Source organism: Mucilaginibacter sp. OK098 (assembly GCF_900142915.1).
In the GTDB taxonomy this organism is placed as follows: domain Bacteria; phylum Bacteroidota; class Bacteroidia; order Sphingobacteriales; family Sphingobacteriaceae; genus Mucilaginibacter.
The window spans coordinates 16,814-30,021 of record NZ_FRCM01000015.1; the positions used below are offsets into that span (position 1 = coordinate 16,814).

Here is a 13,208-nt window from a genome sequence, read left to right on the forward strand (position 1 = left end):
GGGTACTTATATTCCGTTTAATAAATGTTAATTCTAGCGCTCTCATGATTTTTAATTTAATAGATATAATTTATATAAGGTAAATTATATTTATTTTTAATTAAAGTTTTTTAATTAAAAATTGGTATTATTGTATAGTATTGATAATTTATTATGTTTATATAATATGGCTTAAGTTATACGAACATATATTTCAGCGGGACATTCATGCAATATTTAAAAAATATTTGTTATGAGAAAAGTTTACAAAAGTTACCTGTCAAGAATATCTAAGATAGTATTCAGCGCCCTGATTTTATCACTATTAACTACTAATGTATTTGCTGATATTTTCGACTGGACTGGTGCTTTTAATACTGATGCGACGAATGCCCTCAATTGGCAGAATGAAAACATATTTGGGCTTCACTTTGTTCCTATCGCAGGTGATGATGTACAGGTTGGCATAGCCAATACTTTTGTATATAGCAATTTAAATGTAACAGCATCAACAACGTGGAAATCATTAACAGTTGGGTTTACTTACGGATATAATTCTGCTACTACCGGCTATCTCAATCCTAATCCTGTTACCGGTACTACCAATACAGCGTTTACATCATCAATAATTGTTAACAGTGGCGTTACTTTAACGGTTAGCGGAAATATTACCATAAACAATTATGCAAGTGCTACCAGTTCAACAAATAATTTTGTAAACGTGACTTTTTCGGGTGCCGGGACGGTGCTATGCCAAAGCAATTTTCTTGTTGGCGACGCTTCAACTCAGCCAGCCCTTACTGTTGCTGATGTAACCAAATTTAGCGCCCAGGTTAACCAGTTAACAATTAGCGGCAACCTTGTTCTGAATTCAAATGGAAATACTATTCTAACGGCACCTAACCGGGGTATTTGTTATCCATGGTTTTCTGTGGAAAAAGGCATAACAACATTATTAAAACAGGTTGTTTTCGCTACTAATAACGCGCCTTTTGCAGATGCTGTTGACTCTTATAACCCGCCCCTAACTACCTACCCGGGATATGGGAAGTTCACCGCAGATAATACAACCGCTAGTGCCAGCACACTTGAACTAAAATATAAAACCCCCATTGTCCCTGCCGATAAATTTTATGTTTATCTTACATATGGTGGTAATAATGGCACTGTTTTATATGATGATCCTACAGTTGAAAACCAAACTATTTATACGGCCAATGAACCCTCTGTAACCACTTCTGCAAGTTATATAAATTCAACTAATCCAAATGCCACTACTTCTTACTATAATTTAACGTTTTCAGGTGCCAGCACAAAAGTTGTAGATCAAAATAGCACTATAACAGGGGCCACACCACAAGGCCTAACCGTTGGAGGCACCTGGGCAACCAGCGGCGGTGCAGTAAATTTAAACACCAATAGCCCTACGGTAACCGTTACCGGCGGCTGGACAAATTCAGCTGTCGTTACTCAAAATTTAGGTAACATTAGCGTTACCGGCCCGGTTGCTAATACCGGTACCTTAACTCTTGGCTCCGGAAATTTTACAATGAACGGTAATTATACTAATTCAGGTTCAGGTATTTACACCCAAAGTACCGGGACTACATTTTTTAGCGGGAACGTGGCACAATCACTTATTGATAATACTACGGCAGGCACCCAGTTTAATAAAGTTAGCTTTACCAGTAACACGCTTGCAAATGCAAAGGCAATGTCAGGAACAGGTGGTTTTGCCGTATCCTCTACCGGCATATTAACCATTGTTGGGGCTACTACAACCTTAGATGCAGGCGGCGTGTTGACCTTTAGGTCTGCCAGCACAAGTTCTGCAGCGGTAGATATTATCCCAACAGGATCAGTGATTAAGGGCCTTGTATATGCAGAGCGTTTTTTAAACGGTGGTGGAACGTTAACCAACCGGGGTTACCGGTTGTTGTCATCGCCGGTAAATCAAACCAGTTTTGCAACCAGCGCGTCAAATACATACGGGTTATTTTATCTCAATACCAGCCATAGCTATGGGGGTAATACTTCTGTAGGGGCCTATACGGCAGGCCCCGGGGGCAGCGGGTTTAGCACAAGTAATAACAATGCCACCATCTATTTATATGATGAATCACAAATTTATAACGGCAGGAGCTTTACGCTTGGCAACCATGTCCCGGTAAATGCAATTGCGGCAACTACCGAAACGGTTGGTGCAGCTTCAGGTAAAACTATCCCCATAGGGAATGGTTTTTTAATGTACTTTGTAGGTGCTACCGGGCGTGCAAATGCAACTACAGCCATCCTGCCGACTGATGCAACCCTAACGGCAAACGGTTATATCAACCAGGGAACTTTTATTGTAAAGTTGTGGACAACAGGGGCAGCAACACTATCATATACTACTCCCGATGCGAATCATCCATATCCGGGGTTAAACATGGTAGGCAACCCGTATCCCAGTACCATAGATCTGAATCTGGTGCTTAATCAAAATCTTACCCAAATTAACAGTATTTATGTGCTGTCGGCAAGGAACAGCCCGAACCAAAAATATATTGCTTTTACGCCAAACGGCACATCAGCACCAAGTGCGGGTTATGCAGTAAGCGGAGAAGGTTTTTTTGTAACGGCAAAAACTACAGGTAATACCCTCACCTTTAATGAATCGCAAAAAGTACCGGCCAGCCAGTTAAGCGGTTCCGCCTTGATCATGTCAACCCCTAATACCCAGGCAAAAACATTGAGCGGCAAGCTGCCAAATAGTCAAAACTCACTGGCAGCAGCCGTGCCACAGGGCGATGCGCTTACGGGCTTGTACATGAAAATAGAACGTGACAGCACAACTTATGATTATTGCGGGATCTACTTCAGGAAAGACTGGTCGGCAACCTTTGCAGAAGATGATGCCAAAGATATGAATGGCACAACGGGCCCGGTTGTTATGTCCAGCTTAAGTTCAGACAATATCCGTGCTTCAGTAAACCACATGCCCGATTATACCAAAGGTGTTAATGTAAAACTGTATGCCAATGCCCGTGCAGACGGGCAGTATAAATTAAAGATAGAAGATATCAGGAATATTGATACGCTGTATGATATCTACCTGATCGATCATTATAAAAAAGACTCGCTGGATATCCGCCGATACGGAACGTATCTATTTGATATCAGTAAAGCAGATACGTCCTCCTATGGAGGTTCGCGTTTTGAGCTATCGGTACGCCCGCGGCCATTACCGGTGTACCGGCTGTTAAACTTTACCGCCCAAAAAGTAACCGGTGGAGTGCAGGTAAGCTGGAAAACGGAGGCGGAAAGCAATTATACGGGCTTTGTATTACAAAAGCAGGACGGCACCACCTTTAACCCGCTGTACAGCAAACAGGGTGATGGCGGCGGCATTTATACCTTTATTGACCCCAGCCCGGTAACCGGGGCCAATACCTACCGTTTACAGCAGGATAACATAGTAGGGGCAATCAGCCTGTCGCCGGCAATAACTATCATTTATAACCCTGCGGGTCAGGTGGGCTTAATGAATGTTTACCCCAACCCCACAAAAGCAACCATCAGTGTAAATGTATCAAGTATGACGTCGGCAGCGCCGACTTATAAAGCCAATATTTATAATTCGGCAGGGCAGCTGATGATGCAAAGATCGGTAAGCAGCAACAGCTGGACCGAGGATGTAACCCAATATACCCCGGGGACCTATATTATTCAATTAAAAGATAACAGTGGAAATTTGATAGGGAAATCAAAATTTGTAAAAACCAACTAGTGTTAAGTCACTTGTGAATTGACGTTTAGCCTGTAGCCTTCAACTAACAGAACGACCAAAGGCACCCCTGACTTGAGGCAAGTGCCTTTTCAAATTACGACTGTTTCCTTAGCTTCCTGAAAGTTGAGTATATAAACGCAACGCTGTATTACGCAAAATATATAAACCCATGTAAACCCACTTTTCCCAATCTTGCATTGTGACCCAAGACAATGTGCCAACATCGCCTCCCCGGCGGTTTAATGTGGTTGGATTATGAGTTTTTTAAATATTAGTAATAATTCGTCAAACGATAATTCATCAGCATCGGATTCCAGCTGAAGAACCTCTGTGTGCCCGGTATCGCCATTACAAACATCCTTATAGGCAGGATTTTAGTATGGCCGCCCATATAACCCGTAGCCAGACTTTTGGCCCCTTTAACAGTTTCAAATATAGCCTCAGTGCACCAAAAACACCCATTTCCAAATATTATTTTTCAATATTCATATGCTAATAATGAAGATAAGATTTGATTGATTTGTAATGGATATGCAGGCTATTAAATGGCAATTTGATAACTGTCTCTCTTAATTCATCTCCATGGTTTATAGTATAAATTAAGCAATCAAATGTTTCACGAAAACCCCTTTTTTAACAAATTCAGGGATTGTTAACATGTTAATAAGTACCTGTCTCAAAAAATAACAAAAGTTGGTTCTTTGTGGGGATTGATTTAATTATTGAATAAATCCACCGGTAAAAACACTGTTAATAACAAGGTTGTGTAGTGATGTTCAGCGTTATTAACGGCTAAATTATCCGGTTAAACTGCTATTGTAAGAATGCTTTCATCTTATTTTTTTTATCGCTGTCCTGTTACAGATGGTATGGAAGGCGAACGTCCTGAAAGTGCCGGTAACGTAACACTTATCAGCCCTATTCAGGGTAAACCGGCAGCAGCAGCTATTCAGTTAACAGACCCGGAAAAAAATCACATCAAACGGCAACAAGTACTACCTCGTTAGAAAAAATTTGTTGCGAAAAATGGCCTAAATCAATTTTATAAATAATACTGGCTTAATAATATTATGAATGCTGATTTATGCTAAAAAATAAAATATTGAAAACACTGTTACTTAGATTTTTTTTACTTTGTTTCTTCTCCTTTCTTTTTGCCGGAAAATGTTTGGCTGTATGGACTTTTGACTGGACTGGCTCCTCTTCAACCTCGTGGACCAATTCGTCAAACTGGTCGAGAAGCGGATCCGGTACTGCGGGTGTCAACTATCCCGGACAGTTAGGGTCAACTACTGATATTGTACAGATTGCTGTAAATTATTCGCTTAATACAGCTAATTGCATACCTGTATTAAGTACTGCCGGAACTACTAAGATAGCAAAACTCATTTTTGGGGGTAGCTTTACCAGTGGCAATGTAAACTATCCGGGTATAAGTGTAAGCAGCGGCTGTAACCTAACTGTTACCGGCGATATCAATGTTATTACAGATACTAATCCGGGTAGCTATACGTACAATGGGGGAACATTGCCTACTAATCAATTCCAGATTACCGGGGCAGGTACCCTACAGGCTACTAACATGTATATTTATGCAAATTATGGCTCATCGGCTGCTCAATCTACTCAACAAGCGGTAATATCATCTATTGCTAACCTTATTCTAACAGGTAATATGGTGTTAACATCTGAAAATTATTATTCGTTTTTTACTCTTTATAATCAGTATGCTAGTTTTTATCTTAATAGTGGCACAACCGAAATAGACGGTGTTATCCAAACTTTAAACACGGTTTCAGGTACTGTCACTTATCCTACATCTACTTTACAAATTAATCCATCTTCTTCGGCCGGTGCAGTCCTCAAGCTAGTTGGCGCAACAGCGCTATCAGGGTTGTCGGCTTCAGGTACAAACGTTGTTGACGTAAATAACACTTATACTACGGTTAATTATTCGGGCACAAGCCAAACGGTTTACACCTCCACAGCAGCTAACGTTTCAGGTGGCATGGCGTATTATAATCTTACCTTGTCCGGCGGTACCGAAACTCCTGCATCGGGCACTTTGGCGGTAGCTAATGATTTTACTACAACAGGCGGTGGCGCTGTAAATTTAAATACCAACAATCCTACAGTAACAGTTGGGAATAATTGGACAAATGCTGCAAATGTAACCCAGGGCGCAGGTAATATTACGGTAACCAATGTGCTTCAAAACACCAGTGGCACCATTCAACTAGGTACAGGAAACTTAACAACCAGCACATTGCAAAATAGTGGAGGGACAATAGCTGGCGGGGCCGGGCCGGGTGTTGTAACAGTTAGTAATACTTTTCAAAATAACGGTGGTACTTACCAGTGTAATGCCGAAAACCTTTATATTAATGGAGGCACTTACCAAAACACTTCAACATTTACAGCCGGTTCGGGCACCGTATATTTTAACGGAACAGCGGCGCAATCATTATCAGATATAAGCACATCGGGCACCCAGTTTAATAAAGTTAGCTTTAGCGGCAACACGCTTGCAAATGCAAAAACGATGTCAGGATCTGGCGGTTTTGCGGTATCCTCTACCGGCATATTAACCATGGTTGGGGCTACTACAACCTTAGATGCAGGCGGCGTGTTGACCCTTAGGTCTGCCAGTACAAGTTCAGCAGCGGTAGATATTATCACATCACCATCAGTGATAAAGGGCCTTGTATATGTTGAGCGTTTTTTAAATGGTGGTTCATCATTAACCAACCGTGGCTACCGGTTATTGTCATCACCGGTAAGTCAAACCAGTTTGCCAACCACCGCATCAAATACTTACGGATTATTTTATCTCAATACCAGTCATACCTACGGCGGTATTACTTCCTCAGGGGCCTATACAGCAGGACCCGGGGGCAGCGGGTTTAGCACAAGTAACAACAATGCTACCATCTATTTATATGACGAGTCACAAATTTATAACGGCAAGAGCTTTACGCTTGGCAACCATGTCCCGGTAAATGCAATTGCGGCAACTACCGAAACGGTTGGTGCAACTTCTGGTAAAACTATCCCTATAGGGAATGGTTTTTTAATGTACTTTGTAGGTGCTACCGGGCGTGCAAATGCAACTACAGCCATCTTGCCGACTGATGCAACATTAACGGCAAACGGTTATATCAACCAGGGAACTTTTACGGTAAAGTTGTGGACAGGGCTCGCAACATTATCGTATACAACAGGTGCGCCTAGTACTCATCCATATCCGGGGTTAAATATGGTAGGCAACCCGTATCCGAGCACCATAGATCTGAGTGTTGTGCTTAGTCAAAATCTTACCCAAATTAACAGTATTTATGTGCTGTCGGCAAGGAACAGCCCAAACCAAAAATATATTGCTTATACGCCAAACGGCACATCAGCACCAAGTGCGGGTTATGCGGTAAGCGGAGAAGGTTTTTTTGTAACGGCAAAAGGCCCGGCTAATACCAATGCCCTGACCTTTAATGAATCGCAAAAAGTACCGGCCACCCAGTTAACTGGTGCAGCGTTGATCATGTCAACCCCCAACGCGCAGGTTAAGGGAGTGGGCGGCCAGGTAGCATTTGGCCAAAACTCACTGGCGGCAGCCGTGCCGCAGGGCGATGCGCTTACTGGCTTATATATGAAAATAGAACGTGACAGCGCCACTTATGATTATTGCGGGATCTATTTTAGGAAAGACTGGTCGGCAACATTTGCAGAAGACGATGCCAAAGACATGAACGCAACAAGCGGTCCGGTTGTGATGTCAAGCTTAAGCGCGGATAACATCCGTGCTTCAGTAAACCACATGCCCGATTATACCAAAGGCGTTAACGTAAAGCTTTATGCCAATGCCAGTACAAACGGACAGTATAAATTAAAGATAGAAGACATCAGGAACATTGATACGCTGTATAATATCTACCTGATCGATCATTATAAAAAAGATTCGCTGGATATCCGCCGATACGGAACCTATTTATTTGATATCAGTAAAGCAGATACGTCCTCCTATGGAGGTTCGCGTTTTGAGCTGTCGGTACGTCCGCGGCCATTACCGGTGTACCGGCTGTTAAACTTTACCGCTCAAAAGGTAAGCGGAGGCGTACAGGTAAGCTGGAAAACAGAAGCGGAAAGCAATTACACAGGCTTTGTATTACAAAAGCAGGACGGCACCACCTTTGACCCGCTGTATAGCAAACAAGGTGATGGCGGCGGCATTTATACCTTTATTGACCCCAGCCCGGTAACCGGGGCCAATACCTACCGGCTGCAGCAGGATAACATAGTGGGGGCAATCAGCCTGTCGCCGGCAATAACTATTATTTATAACCCGGCGGGTCAGGCGGGCTTAATGAGCGTTTATCCCAACCCCACAAAAGCCACCATCAGTGTAAATGTATCAAGTATGACATCGGCAGCGCCAACGTATAAAGCCAATATTTATAATTCGGCAGGGCAGATGATGATGCAAAGATCGGTAAGCAGCAACAGCTGGACCGAGGATGTAACCCAGTATACCCCGGGGACCTATATTATTCAATTAAAAGATAATAGTGGAAATTTGATCGGGAAATCAAAATTTGTAAAAACCAATTAATTCAATAACCTACTACTAAGTTAGAGCAATTCAGGCCTTATCTTTTCAGCGAACTCCTTTGTAAATTTATACAGCTTTGGCTGTATAACGGCAGCGCAATAAGAATTATGTGGATTGTTGGCAAAGTAATTTTGATGATAATCTTCCGCCTTGTAAAACTAACTTGCCGGATTAACTTCTGTTACAATAGGCCGGTTAAAAATCTTTTCATCCGTTAACCTTTTTATCATAGCCAGGCTTTTAGCCCCCTTTAACGTTTTCAATATTGTCTGGTGCACAAAAAGCCGCCATTACCAAATGTAATACATGAAGATTTATGTGGACTTCCGGGGGCTTACTATGATAGTTTGATTGCCTAAAATAGCTTTATTTTAAAAGTATTACGCTCATATTCAGCAATTTGCTGTTAAGTAAAGATCTTGAGCATAGTTGCTGTAACAATTAGGAACAGTTTACGTAAAAGGCCAGGTCTTAACATTATCGCTAAAATGCTATTTCATCGCTACCTCCTGATTAAATTTTTACTTGCGTTTATTATTACTATCTGTTTCGTTAAGAACAGTACTGCCCAAAGCGTAAGTATCACATCTCCTGCAGATAATACGATTGTAACAATTGGTACTCCATTCACTGCAAGTGTCTTGGAGACCCTCAATGGTTATACGCTTCTAAGCATGTCTTTCGCCGTAGACGGGGGCTCTTCCATTGCAGCAACTATGAGTGGCACAACAGGTAGCGCAAGCATTCCAACTACAGGCCTATCGTATGGAGCGCATACATTAACTGTAACAGGTATATTTCACCCTTTTATCGGGTCTAATGTTACCAAAACCAATAGCATAACTTTCCTGGTAAAGCCCGTACAGCCTGATATTACTACGGGTAGTTATGGTTTTAGCATACCAATTACCCTCAAGATGTCAAGTACGAGTGTTAGCGCCGGCGCATCATTAACTGCTTTCCCGGCCTTGGTTTATATACAAAGTGATTCATTGAAGATCGGCAAAGTTTGCGGAGACAAAGTTCAATTCCCAACTGGTAACGGAGGAGGCGCCGCTGTCGGAACAAATTATGATTTTGCATTTACAGAAACAGGCACTAATACCGAACTTTATTACCAGGTTGATACTTACGATTCAGTTAACGGGATCTTGCTGGCATGGGTGCAGGTGCCTGCATTAACCAAGGCCGACAAAACCCTTACCTTTTATTTTGGTTCTCAAAGTCCATCTCATTCCTCGGCGTTTTCCGCTTCAACATGGCCAAGTGATTATTTAGCGGTTTACCATTTTAGTGAAGGTTCGCCCACTGCCACCGTGTTGGACGCTACACTTCACGCGAGGAACGCCGTGCAGGCGAATACCGCTATAACCAACGACGAAATACATGTTGCTGCAGGCATACCAACAACCGGCGGAGCTTACACCTTTAACGGAACCAACACAAGCATTATTCAAAATACAGGGACCTTTCCCGATTGTACAAGTCAATTTACTGTATCTGCCTGGGTAACCTATACCGGAACATCAACAAGTGATAATAAGCTGGTATCTGATCAGCTTGATTATGGCCATGGCTATAAATTGAGCGTAAGAAACAGTACCATTGAAAGTGAAACCAGGACAGCTGCGAACCCCGTTCCGGGGAATGTATGGGATGCCGGTACACCTGTTTCTCCTAACACATGGTCATATGTACAGGGAGAATATAATGGATCATCGTTTCTGAATTATTTAAACGGAAGTTTTGCTACTGGCGGTGCATTTAAACCTGGCACTAATAGCACGAATGCCCCGCCGGAAGCCGGTAATTATCTTACCATGGGTTTGGATCACGGTACGGGAACAGCAAATGGAGGTTATAACGATGCTTATTTTTTTAGCGGCGTAATGGATGAAGTACGTATTTCAAATATAGCAAAATCTGCCGATTGGGTAAGTGCTGAATATTATAATCAAAAGAACCCTAAACTTTTTACCGTTTGCAATGCAGTAGCAACCAATGCAATCAATGGCCAAACCTTAAATGCAGGAGCATTAATTTATAGCTGGAAAGGCAGCTCAAGTAACAGTCTGACAACTGCCGCAAACTGGGATATCGGAGTTCCTGATCTTTCAACCGGGAAAACATCGCTGGTTATTCCAACCGGATGTGCAAATTATCCCAAGTTAACGGCTTCAGGCAGTATTTATGGGCTTACAATCGCTAATGGTGCATCAATAGATTTAAACGGAAAAACCCTTAATGTTGGATGTAACATCATCAATAAGGTAACAACTGGTGGAGTGGGCATTTTAGATGCCAGTATTTTATTGGCTGTCACCACTGGAAATAGTGCTAATGCAACGGGGACTATTAATTGGAATGGTACTTTAAAGTTTCAGGTTTACAAGTCAACTAACAATGTGTCCAATACCGCCGAGTTAAGCAATATGACTGTTAGCAACACTAACTTGTCGCCGGGCACTATAACCATTACGGGCGGCCCAATGGATATCTATAATATCCTTAAAATTAGCCAGGGCAATTTGGTTATTGATAATTCAAACAGCGGACTTTTAACACTAAAAAGCAATGCCACACAAACGGCCGCAGTTGATGTTATGCCATCATCCTACAGCGTCCAGGGGATAGTAAACGTAGAGCGATTTTTAAATGGCGGAGGCTTAGCCGGCAACCGGGGCTACCGGTTATTATCATCGCCGGTAAACCAAACAGCAGACGTAGCGGGGATACTAACAACACCCAATACCTTTGGTTTATTTTACCTGGGCCTTCATTCCTACGGCGGTGTTAATAATTATCCGGGTGCATTAACCATAGGCATAGGCGGCGTGGCAAAAGGGTTTGGCTTAAGCAACAATAACCCCACGATCTATTTTTACGATGAATCACAGGTTTTTAACGGTCGGAGCTTTACCCAGGGCAACCATGCCCCGGTATATGCCATAAATTCAACAAGTTCAGGGTCAGGGGTAAACCTTATCACAACTAGCACAGAAAATATTGGCTCATTAACCAATGTAAGCGTACCTGTAGGGAATGGTTTTTTAATGTACTTTGTAGGACCAAGCAGCCGGACGGACGCCTGGGCGGCTACCCTGCCGGCGGATGTAACGATGACCGCAAACGGTCACCTGAACCAGGGGACTATCCCGGTAAAACTATGGACAAGCGCCACAACGCTATCATATACAACGGGTACAGCTGTCACCCATCCATACCCGGGACTGAATATGGTAGGGAATCCGTATCCGAGCACTATAGATCTGAGCAAGGTACTCAGTGATAATGCTGCCAGTATTAATGGTATTTATGTGCTGTCAGCAAGGAACAGTCCTAACCAAACCTATCTTGCTTATACAGCTAACGGCACATCAGCCCCCAACCAGGGTTATGCAGTAAGCGGGGAAGGTTTTTTTGTAAGGGCAACGGGTACAGGTAAGACACTGACCTTCCTGGAGTCGGAAAAAGTACCGGCCACCCAGTTAACCGGTGCAGCATTGATCATGTCAACCCCTAACACGCAGGTTAAGGGAGTGGGCGGTCAGGTAGCATTTGGCCAAAACTCACTGGCGGCAGCCGTGCCGCAGGGCGATGCGCTTACTGGCTTATATATGAAAATAGAGAAGGATAGCGTAACATATAATTATTGCGGGATCTATTTCAGGAAAGACTGGTCGGCAACCTTTGCAGAAGACGATGCCAAAGACATGAATGCAACAAGCGGGCCTGCTATCATCTCCAGCTTAACTTCGGATAACATCCGCGCTTCGGTAAACCACATGCCCGATTATACCAAAGGTGTTAATGTAAAGCTTTACGCCAATGCCAGTGCAGACGGGCAGTATAAATTAAAGATAGAAGACATCAGGAACATTGATACGCTGTATGATATCTACCTGATCGATCATTATAAAAAAGACTCGCTGGATATCCGGCGTTACGGAACGTATTTATTTGATATCAGTAAAGCAGATACGTCCTCTTTTGGGGCTTCGCGTTTTGAGTTGTCGGTACGCCCGCGGCCATTACCGGTGTACCGGCTGTTAAACTTTACCGCTCAAAAGGTAAGCGGCGGGGTACAGGTAAGCTGGAAAACAGAAGCGGAAAGCAATTATACGGGCTTTGTATTACAAAAGCAGGACGGCACCACCTTTAACCCGCTGTATAGCAAACAAGGTGATGGCGGCGGCATTTATACCTTTACTGACCCCAGTCCGGTAACCGGCGCCAATACCTACCGTTTACAGCAGGATAACATAGTGGGGGCAATCAGCCTGTCGCCGGCAATAACCATCATTTATAACCCGGCGGGTCAGGCTGGCTTAATGAGCGTTTACCCCAACCCCACAAAAGCAACCATCAGTGTAAATGTATCAAGTATGACATCGGCAGCGCCGACTTATAAAGCCAATATTTATAATTCGGCAGGGCAGCTGATGATGCAAAGATCGGTAAGCAGCAACAGCTGGACCGAGGATGTAACCCAATACACCCCAGGAGCTTATATTATTCAATTAAAAGATAATAGTGGAAATTTGATAGGAAAGTCTAAATTTGTAAAAACCAATTAAAAAAGAAAAGCAAATGTATAGTGCAGGACGGTTTATTTTTATTTATAAAATAGTTTCGGTTATTATATTCTTGGGCAGCTTACTTTTACTTCCCGTAATTTCTTTTGCACAGGAAGGCGGCCCGGATTGTGGAGGTATAGATCCTATAGGTACCAGCTGTCCGCTTGATACCTGGGTAATTGCTTTAGCATTTTTTGCGGTTATTTTTGCGGCTATCTATTTACACCGGAAACAAAAATCCCTTCAGCCGGTGGCAAAAGGGATTAAATAAGTTTTAACA

Annotated in this window: 4 protein-coding genes and 1 pseudogene; 4 read left to right on the forward strand and 1 reads right to left on the reverse strand. The window is 42.9% G+C overall.

The features are described 5' to 3' along the window. The first annotated feature begins 232 nt into the window (after window positions 1-232). Window positions 233-3,748 carry a T9SS type A sorting domain-containing protein gene (locus BUE31_RS29890; protein WP_073407598.1) on the forward strand — a complete coding sequence of 1,172 codons (3,516 nt, stop codon included), beginning with the start codon at window positions 233-235 and terminating at the stop codon, window positions 3,746-3,748. 239 nt (window positions 3,749-3,987) lie between these two features. On the opposite strand, the pseudogene BUE31_RS31745 reads toward BUE31_RS29890, so the two are convergent. Continuing rightward, window positions 3,988-4,223, reverse strand: a pseudogene (locus BUE31_RS31745) (peptide-methionine (S)-S-oxide reductase). Between the two features lie 627 nt (window positions 4,224-4,850). Between BUE31_RS31745 and BUE31_RS29910 the strand changes: the two are divergent. The 3 genes from BUE31_RS29910 to BUE31_RS29920 all read left to right on the forward strand — a co-directional run bounded on the left by BUE31_RS29910 (window position 4,851) and on the right by BUE31_RS29920 (window position 13,199). Continuing rightward, window positions 4,851-8,351: a T9SS type A sorting domain-containing protein gene (locus tag BUE31_RS29910; RefSeq protein ID WP_159440767.1), complete on the forward strand. Its 3,501-nt coding sequence runs from the start codon at window positions 4,851-4,853 to the stop codon at window positions 8,349-8,351. Window positions 8,352-9,025: 674 nt separating this feature from the next. After that, the gene (locus BUE31_RS29915) at window positions 9,026-12,928 is read left to right on the forward strand and encodes a LamG-like jellyroll fold domain-containing protein (RefSeq protein WP_159440768.1); all 3,903 of its coding nucleotides are present in this window, start codon (window positions 9,026-9,028) and stop codon (window positions 12,926-12,928) included. 13 nt (window positions 12,929-12,941) lie between these two features. Continuing rightward, window positions 12,942-13,199: a hypothetical protein gene (locus BUE31_RS29920; RefSeq protein WP_073407602.1), complete on the forward strand. Its 258-nt coding sequence runs from the start codon at window positions 12,942-12,944 to the stop codon at window positions 13,197-13,199. The last annotated feature ends 9 nt before the right edge of the window (window positions 13,200-13,208 follow it).

Bases quoted from the DNA above. Each gene is read 5' to 3' on its own strand.
- BUE31_RS29890 (WP_073407598.1), top strand. From the start codon at position 233: ATGAGAAAAGTTTACAAAAGTTACCTGTCAAGAATATCTAAGATAGTA.
- BUE31_RS29915 (WP_159440768.1), top strand. From the start codon at position 9,026: ATGTCTTTCGCCGTAGACGGGGGCTCTTCCATTGCAGCAACTATGAGT.
- BUE31_RS29920 (WP_073407602.1), top strand. From the start codon at position 12,942: ATGTATAGTGCAGGACGGTTTATTTTTATTTATAAAATAGTTTCGGTT.